The sequence below is a fragment of the Zoogloea sp. 1C4 genome, assembly GCF_009469605.1.
Classification (GTDB): domain Bacteria; phylum Pseudomonadota; class Gammaproteobacteria; order Burkholderiales; family Rhodocyclaceae; genus Zoogloea; species Zoogloea oryzae.
This window is the reverse complement of sequence record NZ_SSXU01000029.1, coordinates 1-21,768: the sequence shown is the minus strand read 5'-3', so window position 1 is coordinate 21,768 and position 21,768 is coordinate 1. Positions and strand designations below refer to the sequence as shown.

At 58.5% G+C, this 21,768-nt stretch carries 16 protein-coding genes; 11 read left to right on the top strand and 5 right to left on the bottom strand.

Going from position 1 to position 21,768, the window contains the following annotated elements; genetic code table 11:
* Positions 1 to 164 precede the first annotated feature (164 nt).
* The 11 genes from GH681_RS20755 (at position 165) to GH681_RS20705 (ending at position 19,792) form a co-directional block, all read left to right on the top strand.
* Positions 165 to 1,079, top strand: a complete 915-nt coding sequence (locus GH681_RS20755) for a WYL domain-containing protein (RefSeq protein WP_153163452.1) — start codon at positions 165 to 167, stop codon at positions 1,077 to 1,079.
* Positions 1,080 to 1,089: 10 nt separating this feature from the next.
* The gene (gene brxF, locus GH681_RS20750; protein WP_194271303.1) at positions 1,090 to 1,545 is read left to right on the top strand and encodes a BREX-3 system P-loop-containing protein BrxF; all 456 of its coding nucleotides are present in this window, start codon (positions 1,090 to 1,092) and stop codon (positions 1,543 to 1,545) included.
* A 35-nt stretch (positions 1,546 to 1,580) separates the two neighbouring features.
* Positions 1,581 to 5,309: a DUF6079 family protein gene (locus GH681_RS20745; protein ID WP_153163450.1), complete on the top strand. Its 3,729-nt coding sequence runs from the start codon at positions 1,581 to 1,583 to the stop codon at positions 5,307 to 5,309.
* A 47-nt stretch (positions 5,310 to 5,356) separates the two neighbouring features.
* Positions 5,357 to 8,134, top strand: a complete 2,778-nt coding sequence (locus tag GH681_RS20740) for a DNA methyltransferase (protein ID WP_153163449.1) — start codon at positions 5,357 to 5,359, stop codon at positions 8,132 to 8,134.
* 2 nt (positions 8,135 to 8,136) lie between these two features.
* Positions 8,137 to 10,965: a DEAD/DEAH box helicase gene (locus GH681_RS20735; protein ID WP_153163448.1), complete on the top strand. Its 2,829-nt coding sequence runs from the start codon at positions 8,137 to 8,139 to the stop codon at positions 10,963 to 10,965.
* Positions 10,962 to 12,977, top strand: coding sequence for a BREX-3 system phosphatase PglZ (pglZ, locus tag GH681_RS20730; RefSeq protein ID WP_153163447.1), 2,016 nt, complete (start codon positions 10,962 to 10,964; stop codon positions 12,975 to 12,977). The genes GH681_RS20735 and pglZ overlap by 4 nt, the downstream gene beginning before the upstream one ends.
* The gene (locus GH681_RS20725) at positions 12,974 to 13,696 is read left to right on the top strand and encodes a hypothetical protein (RefSeq protein WP_153163446.1); all 723 of its coding nucleotides are present in this window, start codon (positions 12,974 to 12,976) and stop codon (positions 13,694 to 13,696) included. The genes pglZ and GH681_RS20725 overlap by 4 nt, the downstream gene beginning before the upstream one ends.
* 267 nt (positions 13,697 to 13,963) lie before the next feature.
* Positions 13,964 to 14,923, top strand: coding sequence for a hypothetical protein (locus tag GH681_RS20720; RefSeq protein WP_228112010.1), 960 nt, complete (start codon positions 13,964 to 13,966; stop codon positions 14,921 to 14,923).
* Positions 14,920 to 15,786 carry a histidinol-phosphatase gene (locus GH681_RS20715; RefSeq protein ID WP_153163445.1) on the top strand — a complete coding sequence of 289 codons (867 nt, stop codon included), beginning with the start codon at positions 14,920 to 14,922 and terminating at the stop codon, positions 15,784 to 15,786. Before GH681_RS20720 ends, GH681_RS20715 begins: the two co-directional genes overlap by 4 nt.
* Positions 15,787 to 15,788: 2 nt before the next feature.
* Complete coding sequence (locus GH681_RS20710; RefSeq protein WP_153163444.1) at positions 15,789 to 16,913, top strand: hypothetical protein; 1,125 nt, start codon at positions 15,789 to 15,791, stop codon at positions 16,911 to 16,913.
* A 770-nt stretch (positions 16,914 to 17,683) separates the two neighbouring features.
* Positions 17,684 to 19,792: a capsular polysaccharide synthesis protein gene (locus GH681_RS20705; RefSeq protein WP_153163443.1), complete on the top strand. Its 2,109-nt coding sequence runs from the start codon at positions 17,684 to 17,686 to the stop codon at positions 19,790 to 19,792.
* A gap of 154 nt (positions 19,793 to 19,946) precedes the next feature.
* Here the strand turns inward: GH681_RS20705 and GH681_RS20700 are convergent, their stop codons facing one another.
* The 5 genes from GH681_RS20700 to GH681_RS23810 form a co-directional block, all read right to left on the bottom strand.
* Positions 19,947 to 20,441, bottom strand: coding sequence for a hypothetical protein (locus GH681_RS20700; protein WP_153163442.1), 495 nt, complete (start codon positions 20,439 to 20,441; stop codon positions 19,947 to 19,949).
* The gene (locus GH681_RS20695; protein ID WP_153163441.1) at positions 20,438 to 20,938 is read right to left on the bottom strand and encodes a lysozyme; all 501 of its coding nucleotides are present in this window, start codon (positions 20,936 to 20,938) and stop codon (positions 20,438 to 20,440) included. The genes GH681_RS20700 and GH681_RS20695 overlap by 4 nt, the downstream gene beginning before the upstream one ends.
* A complete protein-coding gene (locus tag GH681_RS20690) occupies positions 20,935 to 21,162 on the bottom strand; it encodes a hypothetical protein (protein ID WP_153163440.1) in 228 nt (75 codons plus the stop codon). Before GH681_RS20690 ends, GH681_RS20695 begins: the two co-directional genes overlap by 4 nt.
* Positions 21,159 to 21,464, bottom strand: a complete 306-nt coding sequence (locus tag GH681_RS20685) for a DUF6127 family protein (RefSeq protein WP_153163439.1) — start codon at positions 21,462 to 21,464, stop codon at positions 21,159 to 21,161. Before GH681_RS20685 ends, GH681_RS20690 begins: the two co-directional genes overlap by 4 nt.
* Before the next feature lie 66 nt (positions 21,465 to 21,530).
* A partial coding sequence (locus GH681_RS23810; protein ID WP_228112009.1) for a DUF2793 domain-containing protein occupies positions 21,531 to 21,768 on the bottom strand: 238 nt, incomplete at its 5' end.

Genomic DNA, 21,768 nt, shown 5'->3' with positions numbered 1-21,768 from the left:
CGCATGCCACTAGCGCCGTTCTTGAAGTCCCGATTGTCGCAATGATTATCATTATGCGACGCACGATGTGAACATTGAACACCAATGGACACATTCTAAAGTACATCATATACTCTTCGCAACAATCCGCACACATTCTACCTAACCCGCGTGAGCCGAATAGGATGCCAACCGAACAGCTTACAGATCTAACCCAGCCACAACGCGACCGGCTCGCGTTTGTGGAGTTGCGCGTGCGCTTCATCGGGGAGATACGCCGTCAGGACTTGGTCACGCGGTTTGGCATCCAGTCCGCCGCCGCATCCAGGGATCTGGCGCTGTACAAGGAGTTAGCCCCGGGCAACATCGATTACGACTCCAAGGGCAAGTCCTACGTCCTGGGGCCGGACTTTCGGCCAGTCTTCGACTTCCCCCCGGAGCGGGTGCTGTCGTGGCTGACCCGGGGCTTTGGCGACGGCGAGCCGATGCGGCTAAAGGCGTGGGTGGCCAGCGAGAGCCCGTCACGGCTCACGCATCCGGATCTGGATGTGCTGGCGAGCGTGACCCGGGCGATCCACCAAGAGTGTCCGCTCGGCATCGAGTACAACTCCATCTCCAGTGGCCGCACCGAGCGGGAGATCGTCCCGTTCGCGCTGATCGACAACGGTCTGCGCTGGCACGTCCGCGCCTTCGACCGGAAGTCGCAGGAGTTCCGGGATTTCGTCATCACCCGGATCAAGCGCCCGATGGTGCTCAAGGGGCAGCCTGTGGCTCCCCACGAGATGAGTGATCAGGACATTCAGTGGACCCGGTTCGTCGAGCTGGAGCTGGTGCCGCACCCGGATCAACCCCGGCCGGAGATCACCGAGATGGACTACAGCATGCAGGGTGGCGTGCTGCGGATGAAGCTGCGGGCAGCCACCGCCGGTTACATCCTTCGCCAATGGAGTGTGGACTGCACGCCCGACCACAGCTTGCGCGGGCACGAGTATCGGTTGTGGCTGAAGGACCACCTGGCCATCTATGGCGTGCGAAATGCCGTGCTGGCGCCTGGCTACCGCTCCCCTGATCAACAACGGCTCGAAGCCGAGTCGGACTGAGGGGATGAGCATGCTCGCAAAACTCGAACGACTCATCGGCGAAATCGGCGACCTCAACAGCAAGTTGATCCTGCTGGTCGGTCCCAGCCGCAGTGGCAAGACCCAACTGCTGCGCCAACTCAGCGCCAAGCTCAACATCGAGCCGCTCAACGTCGGCCTGGAGTTGGGGCGCCGTTTGGCCGCCACGCCGAACAACAAGCGCGGCTTCTCGGCAGGCGAACTGCTGCGGGAGATCGCGGACAAGGAACGTGCTGAAGCCCCGCTGCTGCTTGACAACCTGGAGTTGTTGTTCGAGCCCAGCCTGCAAATCAACCCGCTTGACCTGGTCAAGCGGCTGGCGCACTCCAAGCGCGTCGTGGCCGTCTGGCCGGGCGAGCTGCGCGGTGATCGGCTGATCTACGCCGACATGAGCCATCCAGAACATCGCGACTACAGCCGTGACGGCGTGGTCGTTCTAGAAATTTGACGTACAGGGGAAGTGAAAACCATATGGCCAAGAACATGAAATACGGAGATCTGATCCAGTTCGAGCAGATCGAGTCAGTCATTCAGCTGCTCGATGCCGGGCGCCCGGACGAGGCCAAGAAGCTCGTCGCGACATACGTCATCTCCGACGACATGGCCGAGCGGATCTCCAAGCTCATGGTTCCCCAGCTCAGTTTCGACGACTCGGTCGATCACAAGGGCGTGCTGATCGTCGGCAACTACGGCACCGGTAAGTCGCACTTGATGTCGGTGCTGTCGCTGGTGGCCGAGGATGCGGCCTACGCTCCGATGATCCGCCACCCCAAGGTCGCCGAGGCGGTTGCCCCGATTGCTGGTTGCTTCAAGGTGCTGCGCATCGAGGTGGGCGGGCTGCAGATGCCGCTGCGCCAGATCATCACCCTGCAGCTTGAGCGTTTCCTCGAAAAGATCGGCGTCGACTACACCTTCCCGACCGCCGACAAGGAGCTCAATAACAAGGACTCCTTCGAGGAGATGATGGCCGCGTTCGCGGAGAAATTCCCGGACCAGGGTGTGCTGCTCGTTGTCGACGAGTTCCTGGAGTACCTGCAGTCCCGTCGCGACCACGAACTGGTGCAGGATCTGGCCATCCTGCGTCAGATTGGCGAAGTCACCAAGCACCTGAAGTTCCGCTTCGTGGCCGGCGTGCAGGAAGCCATCTTCGACAGCGTGCGCTTCCAGCACGTTGCCGACAGCATGCGTCGCGTCAACGAGCGCTTCACGCAGATCCTGATCGACCGCCAGGACGTCAGCTTCGTCGTCTCCGCGCGCCTGCTCAAGAAAACGGCCGACCAGCAGAACAAGATCCGCGAATACCTCACGCCGTTCGCCAAGTTCTACGGCTCCATGAACGAGCGCATGGACGAATACGTGCGGTTGTTCCCGGTCCACCCGGACTACCTGAAGACCTTCGAGCAGATCCACTTCACCGAGAAGCGTGGCGCGCTCAAGACCATCGAGTCCGCCATGCTGGCCATCCTCGATCAGGAAGTGCCCACCGACAAGCCGCTGTTCATCAGCTACGAGAGCTTCTGGAACACCATCAAGACCAACTCGGTCTTGCGCGCCGACCCCAACATCAAGGAAGTGATGCGCGTCTCCGAGGTATTGGAGTCGCGGGTCCAGCAAGCCTTCACGCGTCCGGCCTACAAGCCGATGGCGCTGCGCGTCATCAACGCGCTGGCCGTGCACCGCCTGACCACGGGTGGCGACATCCACATCCCCATCGGGCCCACCGCCGCCGAGCTGCGCGACGCTCTGTGCCTGTTCCAGCCGGGCGTGGAGGACATGCCGGGCGATCCGGCCGAGAACCTGCTGTCGATGGTGCAGACCGTGATGCGGGAAGTGCTGAAGACCGTCAACGGCCAGTTCATCTCCAAGGCACCGGACACCGAGCAGTACTACCTCGACCTCAAGAAGGACATCGACTACGACGCGCAGATCGAAAAACGCGCCGAAGCCCTGTCAGACGACGCACTTGACCGCGCCTACTACAGCGCCGTCAAGGCGCTGATGGAGTGCAGCGACGACCTGCGCTACCCCGGCTTCCAGATCTGGCAGTACCAGCTCGAATGGCAGGAGCGCCGTGTTGAACGCATGGGCTACCTGTTCTTCGGGGCGCCGAACGATCGCCCCACGGCCCAACCCGAGCGCGACTTCTACGTCTACTTCATCCAGCCCTTCGACAAGCCGAAGTTCGCCGACAACAACCTGTCGGACGAGGTGTTCTTCCGCCTCACCGGGCTGGACGATGATCTCAAGCGGCACCTGTCGTCCTACGCGGCGGCGCTCGATCTGGCCTCCACCGCCAGCGGCGGCGCCAAGGCCATCTACCTCTCCAAGGCACAGGATTTCCTGCGCGCCATGAGCAAGTGGCTGCAGGAAAAGCAGATGACCGCGTTCGAGGTCACCTACCAGGGCAAGAAAAAGAACCTGCAGGAGTGGGCCAAGGGCGTGTCGCTGCGCGACCGGGCGCGGCTCGGTGCGGACGAACGCATCAACTTCCGCGACGTGGTGAACGTCATCTCAGGTCTGGTGCTGGGCCAGCGTTTCGTCGATCTCTCGCCGGAATACCCTACCTTCTCGGTGCTGGTCACCGAGGCCAACCGCAAGCAACTGATCGGCAACGCGCTACGCGCACTGGCCGGCGGTACTCGCACCAAGGATGCCCTCGCTGTGCTCGATGCGCTGGAGCTGCTCGATGGCGACCGCGTCGATCCGGCCAACTCCCGCTACGCGCAGGAAGTGCTCAACCGACTCAAGGCCAAGGGCCACGGCCAGGTGCTCAACCGCAGCGAACTGCTGTCGGGCACGTCTGACGTCGAGTATTTCGCGCCCATCAAGTACCGGCTGGAACCCGATCTGCTGGTCACCGTGCTGGGTGGGCTGGTCTATTCCGGCGACATCGTGCTGTCGATCACCGGCGACAAGATCGATTCCGGCAAGCTGGCGCAACTGGCAGAACGCTCGCTGGAGGAACTCAAACAGTTCAAGCACGTCGAGGCACCCAAGGAGATCAACCTCGCGGTGCTGCGTGCCTTGTTCGAATTGTTCGACCTGCCGTCCGGCCTGGCCCAGAAGGCCAGCCAGGGCGACACCGAGCCGGTCATCAAACTGCAGGAGAAAGTCAGCGGCCTGGTGCCGCGTGTGCTCAAGGCCGGTTCCGACCTGCAGCAAGGCAAGCTCGGCTTCTGGGGCCAGAACATGCTGCGCGAAGAAGAAGCCAAAGACTGGCACGCCCGGCTGGATTCGCTGAAGAAGTTCACCGAGTCGCTGGCGCCTTACAACACCGTCGGCAAGCTCAAGAATCTGCGCGTCACCCAGGAAGACCTGGACGGTCAGAAGAAGAATCTGGAGATCCTGGCCGCCGTCGAGCGTCTGCTTGAGCTGGTGGTCGAGCTGGGCAGCACGGCGTCCTACCTCTCGCAGGCCGAGATGGTGTTGCCCGCCGAGCACCCGTGGGTGAAGCAGGCCGAAACCGCCCGCAAGGCACTGCAGGAAAAGCTGAGCCAGGACCGCACAGCCGAGCACGCCGCCGAATATCGGCAAACGCTCAACCAGCTCAAGAAGGACTACATCACCGCCTACATCGCCAGCCACAGCAAGGCGCGGCTGGGCGTGGCTGAGGACAAGACCCGCAACGCGCTGCGCAAGGACGACCGCCTGCTGGCGCTGCGTGTGTTGGCCGGCGTGTCGCTGATGCCCACCAGCCAGCTCACCGCCTTCGAAGAATCCCTGAATGGCCTGAAGAGCTGTTCCTCACTGGATGAGCCGACCTTGGTTACGGCCGCCGTCTGCCCGCACTGCCAGTTCCGCCCGTCTGCCGAGCAGTTGGAGCTGATCCCGGCGGCCAACCGCCTGCACAAGCTGGACGACGACCTGGATCAGTTGGTGGCCAACTGGCAGCAGACCCTGCTGGAGAACCTGGAAGACCCGTTCACGCAGGACAGCCTGGGGCTGTTGCCGCCCGCGTCCAAGAAACTGATCGACGCCTTCCTGGCCTCACGCAAGCTGCCGGACCCGATGACCTCCGAGTTTGCCAACGCCGTGCAAGAGGCGCTGTCGGGGCTGGAGAAGATCGCGGTCAAGGGCGACGAGATCAAACAGGCGCTGCTGCAAGGCGGCTCGCCGGCCACGCCGGACGATCTGCGCAAGCGCTTCGACACCTTCATGAACGAGCGATGCAAGGGCAAGGATGCCACCAAGCTGCGCTTCGTGATCGAGTGACACGGTGACCGCTCGATCATGACAAGAAGAATTTGAGGAACGAACGTATGAACGACTTACTGCACGGCCAAAAAACTGGCGCGACTGGCCCGGTGGAATGCCTTGGCCAGACATTCTCAAGCGAACGAGCCCGGCGCGAGCACTTCACCAAGCTGCTGGCCGAGAAGCTGAAAGATCCGGCGTTCCGCAAGATCGAAGGCTTCCCGCAGGGTACGGATGAGGCCATCTTGGCGATGTCGGACCCGCCGTACTACACCGCGTGCCCGAATCCCTTCCTCGAAGACTTCGTGCGTCACTACGGCAAGCCATACGACCCGAGCGTGAAGTACAGCCGCGAGCCGCAGACTATCGACGTTTCCGTCGGCAAGACCGACCCGATCTATAAAGCGCACTCGTATCACACGAAGGTACCGCACCTTGCGATCGTCCCGTCGATCCTTCATTACACCGAGCCTGGTGACATTGTGCTGGATGGTTTTGGTGGATCAGGCATGACCGGTGTAGCGGCTCAGTGGTGCGGTTCAGCACCAGCCACCTATCGACACGGGCTGGAGATGGAGTGGAAGAAGCAAGGCAAAGCCGCGCCCAACTGGGGTTCGCGCCGAGTCATTTTGAACGACCTTTCACCTGCAGCAACATTTATCGCGGCCAACTACAACTTGCCGTTCAATATCGACGCCTTCTCTAAAGCGGGCCAGAGACTACTTGCCGAAGTGGATCGGGAAATCGGCTGGATGTACGAAACCCTACACAAGGATGGTAGGACGAAGGGGCGGATTGAATACACCGTGTGGAGCGAAATATTCACCTGCCCAGACTGCGCTGGTGAAGTAAATTTTCTAAACGAGGCATACGACGCTGACAATCAACATGTCAGAGACAAATTTCCTTGCCCGCACTGTGGAGCAGAGCTAAGCAAGGACAATATGGATCGAGTGCTTGAAAGTCGAATCGATCCATCTAACGGCGAAGGCTGGAAACGTGTGAAGTTTCAGCCTGCACTCATCATCTATGAGGCTGCAGGCAGTCGCCATCAAAAGCATCCGGATCAGGCAGATTTAGGTGTTCTGAGCCGCATTGAGGCGCTTGATTTGCCCACCACGATGCCCACTGCGAGATTTCCAATTGAGCAGATGTATCACGGGTCGCGAATTGCGCCAAAAGGCTTTTCTCAGATCCACCACTTTTTTCTGCCGAGGGCAGCGCAGGCCTTGGGTTTGATGTGGGAGAAGGCGAATTCTGAGCCGGACTTGCGGATTCGATCGATGTTGCTCTATTTCGTTGAGCAGGCGATATGGAACATGTCAGTTTGCAACTCCTACCGCCCAGCCGGGTTTTCGCAAGTATCTCAATACATGAAGGGCGTCTATTACGTCCCATCACAGCATGCTGAACTCAGCCCTTGGTACGTCTTGGGTGGAAAGCTAAAGCGGCTTGCGAAAGCCTTTGAGCCCACCCATTGGAAAGATTCTGACGCTGCTATTTCGACAGGATCAATTGGTGATCTTCCTGTCGCAGACTCTTCCATTGATTACATCTTTACGGACCCGCCGTTCGGAGAGAATATTTTCTATGCAGATCTGAATTTTCTCGTTGAAGGTTGGCATGGTGTTGTAACCGCATCCACATCTGAGGCAATTGTCGACAAGCCTAAGAAAAAGGGTCTGCCGGAGTATCAACACTTGATGCAGCGCTGCTTTGCGGAGTACTACCGCGTGCTTAAGCCCGGGCGCTGGATGACGGTCGTGTTCTCAAACAGCAAAGCCGCTGTCTGGAACGCGATTCAAGTCGCGTTGCAGCAAGCGGGATTTGTGGTGGCCGAGGTGACAGCACTCGACAAGGTGCAGGGTAGCTACCGGCAGGTCACTTCGACCACGGCAGTGAAGCAGGACTTGGTGATTTCCGCCTACAAGCCGAATGGTGGCTTGGAGGACCGCTTCAACCGAGCTGGCGCGACTGTCGAGACAGCTTGGGACTTCGTGCAGACCCACTTGAAACAATTGCCCTCCGTCAAAGTCACTTCCGGATATCCGCAGGAACTATTGAACATCGTAGAGCGCGATCCACGTCGTATCTACGACCGCATGGCGTCCTGGTTTATCCGCCACGGTGCGATGGTGCCGATCTCGACGCCGGAGTTTCTGGCTGAGTTGCCCGTTCGTTTCCGCGAGATGGATGGCATGGTGTTCCTGCCCGACCAATTGGTCGAGTACGAGAAGGCGCGGTCGCGCATACCGCAGGTGAAGCAGGCAGAGTTGTTCGTTTCCGATGAGCGCAGTGCCATCGACTGGCTGACCAACTTCCTGCTCAAGCGCCCGTCGACTCGCTCGGAGATTCACCCCGAGTACATCCCGCAGATCGGTTCGGCCAAGCGCAAGGGCGAGATCATTCCGGAGTTGGACCAGCTGCTTGAGGACAACTTCTTGCGCTACGACGGTACCGGCGAGGTGCCGAGCCAAATCCACAGCTACCTATCGACCAACCACAAGGATCTGCGCGGGCTGGAGAAGAACAGTCCAGCGCTGGTAGCCAAGGCGAAGGATCGCTGGTACGTGCCCGACCCGAACAAGGCACAAGACCTGGAGAAAAAGCGCGAGAAGGCGCTGCTCAAGGAATTCGAGGCCTATCGGTCGTTCACAGGTCGCAAGATCAAGGAGTCACGTCTGGAGGTGCTGCGTGCAGGTTTCCGCGCGGCATGGGCCAGCAAGGACTACGCGACGATCATCAGCGTCGCTAATAAGCTGCCTGAGGAAACACTGCAAGAGGACGAGAAACTGCTCACCCTCTATGACCTCGCGCTGACCCGTACAGAAGACGGGATCTGAACATGGCCGGCGGCGGGTTCACCATTGGCGACTGGTGCTGGTTTACCCGGCAGGCATCGCCGTGCCGAGTGATCGAACGGCAGGACGTGTGGGGCGAAGTCGCCTATCGCGTATGGCTGCCCGCCAAGGACGCGGTGGTGCGCGCTCGGGCGGTGGACCTGGCCTCGTTGGAAAGCGTGCGCCCGAGCGTGGAGCAGATCCTGCATACCACGGCGGCCGCCAAGCTGCTGGATGCGCTAGAGGACAACCTGCTGTTGGCACCCATCCAGTCCAGCGTGGTGCCGCTGCCGCACCAGCTCTATGCGCTGAACCGCGCCATCAGCCGCGACCGTATCCGCTACCTGCTGGCCGATGAGGTGGGCCTCGGCAAGACCATCGAGGCCGGCATGGTGCTGCGTGAATTGAAATTGCGTGGCCGGGTGAAGCGCATCCTGGTGGTGGCGCCCAAGGGACTGGTGCGCCAGTGGCAGGCCGAAATGCGCCTGCACTTCGGCGAGAAGTTCCAGTTCATCGAGCCGTCCGAGCTGGCGGCCTTCCGGCAGTGGCGCAGTGGCGGCGCGGGCGAGGAAGAGAACCTGTGGCGCATGCACGACCAGGTGATCTGCTCGCTTGACTCAGTGAAGCCGATGGAGAGTCGGCGCGGCTGGAGCCTGGAGCAACTCAACACCTACAACCGCGAGCGCTTCGAGGACCTGATTTCGGCGTCGTGGGATCTGGTCATCATCGACGAAGCCCACCGCATGGGCGGCAGCACCGAGCAGGTGGCCCGCTACAAGTTGGGCGCGGCGCTGGCCGAGGCATCGCCCTATCTCTTACTGCTGTCGGCCACGCCGCACCAAGGCAAGACCGACCAGTTCATGCGGCTGATGCAGTTGTTGGATCGCGAAGCCTTCCCGGACGAGAGCAGCGTCAGCCGTGACCGGGTGCGGCCCTTCGTGATCCGCACCGAGAAGCGTGTGTCCATCAATGCCGAGGGCCAGCCGCTGTTCAAGCCGCGTGTCACCCGGCTGCAAGCGGTGGCCTGGCAGGCCCGCCATGGTTCGCAGCAGCGCCTGTACGAGGCAGTGACCGACTATGTGCGCCACGGCTACAACAAGGCTATGGCGGCCAAGCAGCGCCACATCGGCTTCTTGATGATCCTGATGCAGCGGCTGGTGACGTCCAGTACGGCAGCCATCCGCACCACGCTGGAAAAGCGCCAGGCCCTGCTTGAAGCACCGCAGCCGCAGGCCAACCTGTTCGAGAACACCAGCGCCGACGAGTGGGCGGACCTGGACGGTCAGTCCCAGGTAGATCTGGCCATGCAGTCCAGTGGCTGGGAGCTGGAGAAGTCCGAAGTCGAGATGCTGCTGGATTTGGCGCGGGAAACCGAAGCCGCTGGCACCGACGCCAAGGCCGAGGCGCTGCTGGAGCTGATCTACAAGCTGCAGCAAGAGGAAGGTGACCCGGCGCTGAAGGTGCTGATCTTCACCGAGTTCGTGCCCACGCAAGCGATGCTGGCCGATTACCTGGAGAGCCGTGGTTTCTCTGTGGCGACGCTCAACGGCAGCATGGATCTGGAAGCGCGCACGCGTGCACAACAGGTGTTCTCCAAGGATGTGCGCGTGCTGATTTCGACAGATGCCGGTGGTGAAGGCCTGAACCTGCAGTTCTGCCACGTCATCCTCAACTTCGACATGCCGTGGAACCCGATGCGGATCGAGCAGCGCATTGGCCGGGTGGATCGCATCGGACAGAAGCACGTGGTCCGCGCCATCAACTTTGTACTCGAAGACACCGTGGAGCATCGGGTGCGCCAGGTATTGGAGGCAAAGCTCGAGGTCATCGCGCAGGAGTTTGGCGTCGACAAGGCGGCCGACGTGATGGATTCGGTCGAGGCCGACCCGATCTTCGACGAGTTGTTCGTGCACGGTTTGCAGAACCCGGATGCCATCGAACAGGAGTGCGACGCGGTGGTGTCGCAGCTGCGATCCACCCTGGCAGAGTCGAAGAAGAATAGCGATCTGCTCACTACTGAACATGATCTGGATGCCGACGATGCCCGCAAGTGGCGCGACCACCCGGCGCAGTTCTGGCTGGAGCGCGCCATCACCAGCGGGTTGGCTGCGCGCGGCGGCTCTGCAACGAAGGTTGGCAAGGCGTGGCAAGTGAAGTGGGCGGACGGCAGCGAGTCGGCACAGGCCTGTTTCGACGCCCGCACGGCGGATGAGAACCCGGAGTTGGAATGGGTCACGATGGAAGACCCACGCGCCCGGGCTGTGATCAGTGAGCTGCCACGCTTTGTCGCCGGGCAGCCACTGCCGGTGATCCGCGTGACCGGTTTGCCGGATTCGGTTCGTGGTATCTGGTCGCTATGGGAAATCAGTCTGGCGGCAGAAGGCTTGAGCCGGAAGCGTTTCCTGCCTGTGTTCATCAACGAGGAAGGCCGCCCCTTCGTACCAACCGCGAAACGCGTCTGGGATCTGCTGCTCACTGAAACCGTAGACGTGCATGCCGTGACGGGTGCCGAGGAGTCGGTGAGGTGGTTCGAGGCATCGCATTCCGCTGCCAGCACCCAGGGTGAACGGATCTTCACGGAGCTGCTGACCGAACACCGCGCCCGGCTGAAAGAAGAGCGCGAACGTGCGCTGTATGCGTTCGAGGCGCGAGGCCAGGCCATTGGGCGCATTGGCTTACCCGCCGTGCGTGAGCACCGGCGCAAGCGGCTGCAACAAGAACACGATGCACGTATGGCCGCCCTGGACGACATGGAGGCCAGCGTGCCGGATTTGAATGCCGTGATGATGGTGCGCGTCTCCGGCGATGTGATGCCCGGAGGACAGGTGGGATGAGTCAGTGGTCAGAACGCATTCTCAGCCACTTCACGGCCGATCTCACCCGGCTGTGGGTGGCGTGCGACCCCGACGATGTGCTGCTGGACGAAAAGCTCCTGTCCGAACTGCGCAGCCGGGGCTTCGAGGTCATGCTGTACGAAGACCCGTTTGCCTTTCGGGCGGAATACGAGGAACGCTATCGCGCAGCCTGGGATCGCGGTGAGGCGGGGCCAGCACCTTCGCTGGTTCTGCATCTGCGCAGCGCCGACGCGAATGAGTTGCCGTGGGACATCGTGCACCACGGACGTGTGGTCCGGCTCAGCCTTGCGGAGCTCTTCCCCAGGCTGGCATACAGTGCGGTACAGCAAGTCGAGCCGGAGCACTTTGCCGGGCTGTTTCATGCCCACCAGACCGAATTGCAGTCAGCGCGCGGTGAGAACGAGTCCAAGGACTTCATTCTCGAACACGTCTACCAACTGACGCCGAGATCCATTCGCAACCCGGTCGACTTCTGGCGTGAGCTGCTGCGCATGCACTTCGCCAACCGCTCGTTGCCACCCCTGTTCGCCCAGCACGCGGCAAGCATCCTCCAGGGCAAGGGACTGTTCCCGGACCTTCCCGTCGCCACATGGCTGGCATCCAAGAGCGCGCTGCTGCGCGTGGTACAGGATGCGTGGTACCGCTATCTGAAGACCCTGGGGCTGGATGGCACGCGCACGGGTGAACCGCCACCGCCAGACTACCTCGCCAAGATCGAGATTCCGTTCGACCACTCCGATGTGCAGGTGCTGGTCGATTCCATGTTCCTCGACGGCAGCTTGCATCCGTTGGCGGTGCACAGCGTTCCGGCGGGGATGCCGAGTTGGATCAAGGCCGGCATTGTTCAGGACCCGGCGGCGTTGCAGGCTTTGGTGCTCAAAGGCATCGATGGCCTGATCGCAGCGACCCCAACGGCGGCCTCTTCGCACAAGGACTGGAGCGAGTTCGCCAAACGCTACGGTGAGATCCTGGCCCGCACGCATGGTCTACCAGGCACGGAAGGCAGCGAACACCTGCCGGTGATTCGAGAGCGGATCAAGACCTTGCAGGCGCAATCGGACGAGCATCTGCAAGCCTGGGTCGCAGCCAAGCATTACGCCGACCTGATCCTGCAGCCGGTGACCAAAGGTCCGGTGATGGTGCACCACGTGCCGCGCTTCTTGCGCCATCGGCGGTCCGCAGGGGAAAACAAGGTGGCTCTACTGGTATTCGACGGGCTGGCCTTCGACCAGTGGGTGCAGATCCGCGAGCGCCTGATCGCCACCACGAAACGTTTCGCGTTCGACGAGGGAACCGCGTTTGCATGGCTGCCGACTGTGACATCGGTGTCGCGCCAGGCGCTGTTCTCCGGCCTGAAACCGCGAGAGTTCGACGACTCCATCGACAGGACGGACAAGGAGGAATCCTTGTGGAAGACGTTCTGGCAGAACGAAGGCGTCAACTCGAATGAGGTGATGTACCGACGCGCGCTGCGCCAGATTGATCAACTGGATGTGCTTGAGGCGGACTTGAACGACCGGCGTCCGAAGGTGGTGGGCCTGGTCATCGATGAGGTGGACGATCGGCTCCACAAGGAGCGGTCTAAGAAGGACGTGGCGATGTGGATCGGCAACTGGTTGTCGACCGGATTCGTCGACCGACTGTTCTCGCTGCTGCTGGACAGGGGATACCACATCTATCTCACGGCGGACCACGGCAATGTGGAGTCCACCGGCGTCGGCAGACCCAACCAGGGCGTGATTGCCGAGACGCGCGGCGAGCGCGTTCGGGTCTACCGGAGTGAGCCGTTGCTGGCCGATTCCGCTGCGGCCTATCCCACCACAGTCAGGTTGGACATCGCTGGACTACCCGCGAACTTCATGCCCCTATTCGCAGGCGGACGAACCGCCTTTGTGCCGGAGGGCGAGCAGGTGGTGGTCCACGGCGGGGTGTCGATCGAAGAGTTGATCGTGCCCTTTGTGAAAGTCAGTTATGTGATTGGTACCGAATGAATTCATCAGCCCCAAAAATAGGCTTTGATCGGTTCATTCAGCTTGATTGGGCGGCTGCGGCACTGAATATTCGTGCGGGCGTGGCTGGGCTAGATGATCTGAATGCACTGCTCGATGCAGCCGAGCTTGGCGTGGAAGCCAAGAAGAAAACACGCACCGTATTGAATCGGCTGTGGCTGGAGCCGCGCGCCGAACTGGTCGATTACGCGGATCGCGGCGTGGCCATCCACAAGACGCAGCCGGACATACCGGTCGCGGCGCTGTGCTGGGGTATGTCGGTGGCGACCTACCCGTTTTTTGGCAAAGTGGCCGAGCTGGTGGGCCGCCTCTCCGCCATCCAGGGCGACTGCGCGTCCGCCGAAGTGCATCGCCGGATGAGCGAGACCTACGGAGAGCGCGAAGGCACCCGGCGTATGACCAACATGGTCATCCAGAGCCAGGCGAGTTGGGGCGCCGTGGAGCGGGTCGAGAAAGGCAAGCGGGTCATCCGGCTGGCACCAACCGCGATCGACAACGACGGACTGACGGCCTGGTTGATCGAGGCGGCCGTGCGCTACGCCGGCAAGCCCGTGTCGGTCAACAGCCTGCAATCGTTGCCGGTCCTCTTCCCGTTCAGCTTGACGAGGCCCTTGGCCTACTTGGTGTCGAATTGCCCACACCTCGACATCTGGTCTGAGGGGCCGAATAACCAGTTCGTCGCATTGCGCAGCACTATCTGAGGACATCCATGAACACAAAAACAGAGAACTCGAGCGCACAGGCGAGCTGGTTTGTTGGCGCAGAAAAAGTATTGCGCTGAATGATTTGGCGCTGACAGACGGTATTGGTTCACATAGATTTCATCCGTCATCGCAGCCATTTGAAATTGTTTACAACAAAAACCTATGCATTGGCGCAAGGTTGGATTGAGGCTTTTAATGCATCTTCAGGGGCACCTCCTATACATCGACATTACACAAATATGTGGCATCGGCTGTGCCTTCTGTATGTACGCCGACAAGCACAAAGCGGGCATTAGCATGGAGCTTTCAACGTTGGCGCGGGAAAACCTTGCCAGGTTGATCAATGCCTCGGAGGTCAAGCGTATCTCCATCAGTGGTGAAGGCGAGCCACTCAACAACGCCAAAGTGTTCCACGAGATTCTCGGGTTGTCCGAAGGTGGCAAGTGCTTCGAATTCATCACCAGTGGGTTCTATCCACATGACAAGATGGAGGAGTTCTACGATACGACAAACCGGATTGTCGTGGCCAGTGGCGACACCTGCAACATCCGCCTCAGTGCAGACAGCCATCATATCGAGAAGGTCAAATGGCGGGCCCATGGTTTCAGCTTGGACTTCCTGCGGCGTCGGCGACCTTCTGGGCTGAGTTTCTCGTTCCGCTCAATCGATACCGATCGCGATTTCACTCGCGAGTACCTAAAGTCCGAACTGGCCTGCTGGGGGCTTGAGGCTGCCATCGAGCCGTGGAGCGTGCTGGAAGATGTACTGGTCGCGGGCGGCGAGCGCTTCGGCATCGACTACAAGAACCTCGTTCACCCTGCTCCAGAAACCGCCCCCGGCTATCTGGATATGCTGGGCTACATCGAGGCGATCGAGTCAAAGGTCAACAAGCCCTTCACCTTCGGCAGCCTGAATAAACCGCCGCAGGCCAACGGTTTGGATGTCACGGTAAAGCCTAGCGGCGATATATACCTGTATGGCATCGAGAATCAGCGCCTGGGCAACATTCACTTTGACCAGGTCGACTGGCAACGGCTGGTCGACCACGTGCGGGAAACACCGTTAACCCGAGCACTTTATACGCAACCCTTGACCGAGTTGCTGGCGCGCCTTGATAACACAGACCTGCTTCGTTCGATCATCGCCAAGGCGAACAACCCCTACTGGCTGGTGAAGGAGCTGGCAGGTCATGCAGGGTTGCTTGAACAGTGGGACGCTGCATGATCGACTCACACAGCCACACCTTATATTCGAAGCATGCGATCGGCACTGTCGACGAGTTAGTTCGTGCCTCGATCGCCGCAGGCGTGACCGTCCTAACCATCACCGACCACGCGCCGTTCCCCGTGGATATGGACAATCGTCTGCTCGCGTCCGAACTTGATCGCTATTTCGCTGACATCGAACGGGCGCGGGAGATTTATCAGGGGCATATCACCATCCTGTGTGGCCTTGAGCTCGACTACATGCCGGGCACCGATGCCTTCAATCGCGAGCTGCTTGCTCGTTACCCGATGGACTTTGTAATCGGCTCAATTCATTACGTGGAAGTTCCAGATGAGGCGATGGTGAAGGTCTGGGAGCTGCCACGCCTTGCCGGACAGGCGTTTCTAGATCGCTACTTCGCCAATCTCGAAGGTCTGCTAGACAGTGGATTGTTCGATGCTGTAGGGCACGCTGACACCTTGCTGCGTGGCGTGCCGGAAGATATTTTCCTGCGCCGTTTCGAACCTTTGCTAGCGCAGCTCGCCAGAAGCGGTATCGCATTCGAGCTCAATGCCTCAGGTCTTCGAAAGTCGAGCCTGGACCCTACAACGGGCAGGGAGGTCCAAGGCTTTTGGTCTCATCCGTCTCGGGAATTGGTGGCACAGCTTATCGCACACGGGGTGCCTTTCACGATTGGATCTGATACCCATGACCCGAGCGACGCTGGTGCGGGCATTGCTGAACTGCTTGAGGCCCTGAGGCCTTTGGGGCTGAAGAGCATTAGTTACTACGAGAGGCGCCGACGAATCGATGTCTCCCTCGACAGCCTGACGTTACCGGGCACACCGGCAACTTTGACAGCAGGACTTGAACGGCCTTGAACATGATTTACCCCGAAAATTCTCCGCCATGGTTCGAGGTACTTAAGAGCCCGATTGATGTCCAGTTGGCGATGTTCCGTCAGGCTTCCGCTCAGCCCCGTGCGAATGATGTGAAAACTGGATTCCGCGCGTTCGCTGCCGAGCTGTTTGCACGTGACCTGATCAGCATGACCGAGTATGTTTCGATTTTTGGCGGTACTGCCCTGCACTGCCTTACACCTGCCGAGTCGGGGGTGTTTCGCGACATGGCCACGGGCAGCGATGCCTCAGCACTGGCGGGGATCTACAGCCGTGCAAAATACGGCGGTGTGCATGACATCCGGTATCTCGCAAGACAACTGATCGACTACCTCTGTGGTGAGCTGGATAGGCCAGACTCGCAGTGGTCATACCTGTTCCAGAACGCCAAGGTCCGTGGTGACAACGTGGTGATGATGACCACTGGTTGGCGCAACGTGCCGTCCACGGCGAACGTGCTCTATGAGTTCGTGGTCGAGGAGGTCAACGTCAAACTGGCGCATATGGCGTTGCCGACCATCATCAACGTTAAGCTACCCAGAATTGCGCCGCCCTGCGAGGACTACGCCAGCCTCAGTACCGAGGAGCGGGAGCGCGTCAATCTGGTCCAAGACCACGTCATTCCGGCTGAAAATTTCTATCGATGGAGCGGTGTGCATGTGATCTTCGGCGACGATGTGTTGGTTACCGGATCTACTGCCGACAAAGTGCTTTATGAATCCATGCGTAACGGTGCAAAGTCGTTCCGCGCAATCTATCCGGTGGCGATCGACCCCCGGGTGGCGCTAGGCGACGCCTCGGTTGAGGATCGGCTGAATAGTGTGGTGGTCGAGCAACGGCTGGACGATACCGTTGCGGAGCTGTTGTCTGCGCGGGACTACCAGCCAATCCTGCGCACCCTGCGCTTGTTGTTCGGGGAGGGAAACCGAGAGTCGCTCGCCGCCTTCCTGCCGAAGGTGCCTGCGTCGACCTGGCTGCGCCTGTACAAGTCTGCCTTGGGCAACGAGTTTCTAGGCCAGCCGCAATGTGCTCCTTCCTTGGTGCTGCTGAGGGAGTACCTGACAAATGCCGGGTTGTTAAGTACCAATGGCAGGGCTATTTACCCGTGAGCAGCCAGCCTTGAGGCTTCGTTTGTGAATGTGTGGGTGTCAGTGTTACTGCGCTTGCGCGCAGATGAATTTGGCACTCACTGACCTCACTCAGGTTTAACTGCTGAGTTATCACCTCATGAACGGTCGGGGTGCCACGGTGAGGGGATGCGTGGGCAACGTACAACCAAGCGGGCACACGCGTCGGTAGTGGGCCGAACTCGAGCTCAATACGTACTAGGTCGAATACTTCAGTCGTTCGTCCGCTCGGAGTCCAGGCGAGCGGAGGAGTGCGATGATCGGGCTGCGTCACTTCGAGAGGACATTCGAGCTCCATATTTATGGTCCCAGGGTAACAGTCTACGACCTCGGGGAAGCCTTGGCTGATCAGTGGCAACTGGCGAGCGAGAGTTCCCTGCGCCACGCCTAGGCCGGGCACTATCCGTGCTTTAAGCGAATGGATTCGCTCAGCATCGGGCATTGTGGCTAACAACTCATAAGGATTGTCCAATAGAACCTCTGTCGATAACGCATTCATATCCTTCTGCCGGTACGCCGAATTTGACCAGCGTCTTGCCGACGATAGACGATCCTGGCCAAAGGCGGGGTCTAGTTCCGTATGATCACATTTATCACCGCATCCTGAAACTTGCAACGGCACGCGAGATTTTGTTAAAGGTAATCTTCTGGCAAACCTCAAGGTCAAGGAGTCGTCCGGGATTGGACAGCCACCCGCAGGCGTCCAATTATCGGTCAGGAAAAACTGTCCAAACAACCGGAGCCAGCTCTAAATGAAGACTCTATTTCCTGTGCTTAGTGAGCTCCTGATACGGCTTCTTGATTGGTCATTTGTACTCATCAAGCGGCTTACGAAAAAAAATAGCAACGTCAGGCATATTGTTTTCGTTAACTGGAATGGTAAGTACGGTGACGCTATCGCTTCGGCTCCCATCATCGAATTCCTAACCTCTCACTGCGGTGTAAGAGTTAGTGTAATTACCAACGAACCACTGCGTGCGCTCTATTGCTCGGTGACACAAGTAGATTCAGTTCACGTACTTGAGAAGAATTTTGGATGGTTTGATCTAGTTAATATCGCATTCAATGTAAAAAGGTGTGATGCAATCGTCCCACTCTTTGGCAAGCTTGGAGTTAAGGATGTTCTGTGTGTTCTTCTCTTGAACCCTCGAGTCATTTTTAGCACAGATAGCGCCTTAAAGATGTCAAGTAAGGAATTCATAGATAAGTCGAAAAACAATGATATCTACGGAATCTACCAGTCGATTGTCGATATGGCAATTAGCGGGAACAATACTTTGGCTGGAGCTTCATTTTGTGTAGAGAACGACTGTTTTTCAAAAAGTTATGATTTTCTGATCAACCCTTACGGGAGTCGGAATGACAAGTCGCTTTCTATCGAAAAAACTAAGTCTCTTATAAGACACCTAGCTACGTATCATCGTGATAGTAGCTTTGGCGTTATGCACTCTCCTAATTCTTTACTGTCAGCCTCACAGTTGGTTGACGACTTGAGCTTGCCTAATACTGAGTTGGTAAAAGGAATAACAAATTTTGAAAGTGTTATTCCGATCATTCGCAAATCAGGACTATTGATCTCAGTAGACACATCTCTTGTCCATGTTTCTAAGGTACTAAATAAAGGTGTTGTCGCTATCTACCCTGAGACTAGGTATTTTAATATTTGGCAACCGACAACAAGTCGAAACTTTGAAGTTGTTCAGAGCAAAGGTCTGGTTGACTTTGGAGGCATTAAGGATATGAATCAATTCGAAAACGCAGACGTCGATTATGCGTTAAACCGAATTAAGAACAGTGATAGATTGGAAAATAAAAAAGTGGTTTTCTTGTACTGGCACTCTTCTAAAGAGGACATGCCTATCGGCCATGCCTTAAACATAAGAAATTTAGAGACTAGGCTAAGTAACAGTGATTGGATTGTTATCGTTACCACGTTAGACAAGCGCGCGCCTGATTACATTGAAAACTACATACCCCTCCCGCCGTACTTTCATCAACTGATAGAGAAGGCTGGCGATCCTAGCGTTCAGCATGGAAATCATAGTGACATTATCAGGCTTAGGCTTTTGGAAAGATATGGTGGTGTTTATCTAGATACGAGCACTATTTTTCTCAGGAATAACTTTGACGAAGTGTCCTTGTACAAGAATCTTATTTATTCAACGAGTGCTTCGCTGGCTGGCTATGCAAACGTGACATTTACTCGCAAGGATGAAAAAGGGCGTAATTACTTTGAAGAGGCAAAAGATGGCATTGAATTAGGCGTTTTGTACGCAAAACAAAAGTCTAATATCCTGCGGATTTTTAACTGTGAAATCGACAAGTACTGGAAGTGGAAAACATCCGATAAAGACTACAAGGATTATCCGCCATTTATAGAGTATGGCTTAGGTAAAATAAGTTTCCTGAATGAGTATCATGTCCATTACTCTATCTACCATCTTATCATTACCAGGCAACCAGAATTGCTTGGAGAGGTTGTAGTGCAGAGCATACATAGAAGTGGTAAGGAAACCGCGCTTGCGCATGGCCCTTATGCTATCTCCGACATATTCTGCCGTGGAAAAACTTCTTATGAGCCAGCTTCACCTAGAAAGATGTTGCAATGTTTTATTGAGGGGGAGATGGATACGTGGGATGGCATTTCAACCTCACTAGATGGGCGTATTGATATCTGTCGAGAAGTAGATTTGTTGGTAATCCCAGGGTATTTGAGAAAGGATTTGGAGCAAGAGTTTACTTGTCTAGGCGACTATTTAAACAAGAAAAGTCTCTACCACGCATTCTATGGTTTTTTAGCTGCTGAGGCCGAGCTAAATTACTTTGAAAAAGCTGCCATATGCAATACTGAGGCAGCCTGAAAAAAGTGGAGCCAACCAAGTTCGCTGGTCAAAGAACACGCGCAACTTGTCACCGATCGATGCCGTCACCCTCAACCCTGAGCTCGATGCCGTCGTTCAAGACATCCTGCGCGCTGAAAACAGAACACGGTTGGTTGCATGAATCAGGCGACAACTATTGACATGCTCCGATCTCCTTGACCCAAGCCTGCAACGCTCTCAACTGCTCGGCGTTTTCGTGGCAGGTCTGGTAGTTGGCGGCAACGGTTCCGGCGACGGCAGAGAGCGCAATGCCTGCGGCGGCAGCATCAGCATCTTGGGCGGGATCGGGCAGTTCACCGGCGGCGGTAGCGTCGTGCAGGCGCACAAAGCCACGGTTGATAGTGCAAGCAGCATCGGCTTGAAAGGGCACATAGACGGGAACCTCCTTGATGATGGTTTCGCCCTTCTCGCGAACGACGCGGACGCGGTCGACGTACTGGGTGACGACCTTGACGGTGGCTTGCGCCTGCCGCTCGCGGATGGCTGCGGTCTGTAGGGCTTGTTGCTGGACGGCGGCATCCCATTGCGCTTGAACGTGGCTTGCGCCCTTGATCCAGCCGAAGCCGACCAGGGCGATGCCGAGCACCGCGAGGGCCAGCAGCCGGTACGGCCATGGAATCACACTCACGATGCCTCCCCGATGCACTGCCGGTACTCGGCCTCGCGCCGTGTGGCCAACCCGCCGCACAGGCGCGCATTGGCGGGCAGCGCGCAGTCCTTACCCTGGAAGAAGCGCCAGCGCAGCAGCTCGGCACAGGCCCCGGCGTAGTCCTTGGCGTTGAGTCTTCTGACCAGAGTGGACTGGCAGAATGCGCGGCTGCCGACGTTGTAGGAGAAGCTCACCAGGGCGTCGTACTCGTGCTGGGCCAGCGGCACGGTTACGCATTGTTTGAGCGCACCCTCAAACTGCTGCACATCGGTGAGCGCCCGAGCCAGCGCCTTCGGCGGCGTGGTGGTGTCGCCGATCTTCACCCCGGTGGTGGTGCCGAACCCGATGGTCGGCACATCGCCCTTGACGGGGATCACTGCGCGGTCGGTGTAGCCCTCGTGCAGCACGATGCCGACTAGGGCGGCGGCGGACAAGGTCAATGCAGCCACAGTTTTTCGTTGCGGTGGCCGGATCATTGGTGCATCTCCGGCTGAGCCACGATGCGCGCAACGGTTGCGCCGATGCTGGCGGCAAAGGCCAGCAGCACAAACGCGCCGCGCGGCAGCACGTCCCCGAACAGCGGCACCACCACTTCCGCCGCCGTGAAGGCAGCAGCCAGCAGCGAGAAGCGGATGCTCCAGGCACGTCGCAACACGCGCCGCCAGTCGTCCAGAAGGCAGATCTTCGGCTTGGCGGTCATTGGACGCCTCCCATCAGCTTCAACTTGATGGCGGCCCCCACCAGCAGCGCGGCCAGGATGCCGGTGGTCACGACCTTGATGGTGGTCTGCCACGCCGTGCGGCGGGCATCGCGCCACGCTTCCAGCAGATCGCGCAGTTCGCGGATGTCCTTCGCGGCACTGCCGTTCTCCAGCCCGAGATGGGCAAGGCAACGCTCGGCTCCGCGTTCGGCGGCACGGTCAAGCAGTTCGTCGAAGTCCTCGCGGCGCAGCAGGAGCATGTTTTCCACGAGGGCGGCTGGTTGTTGTTCGGGTTTAGTCATTGCAGGTCTCCAGAAATGCGAAACCCGCCTCGTGAGCGGGTTTCTGGTGGGTAAGAAGATGGGAAATCAGATGGCGATGCCAGCGCTCCAGCCGGTGGACTTGAAGGCCGAGAGCTTGGCTTCGTCCTCGACGTAACACAGCCAGCCGATCTTGGGCGGGTGGTACTCCCAAGCATCGTAAGCGTCCGGCCACCCCATCTCCCCCGGGCAGCCCAAATAGCGTATTCGTGTCCACGCCGAACGACGTGGACACGAATACGCTTCAATTTCTTTTGAATTCAGCCAGCGCGTACGCTTGCCCAGC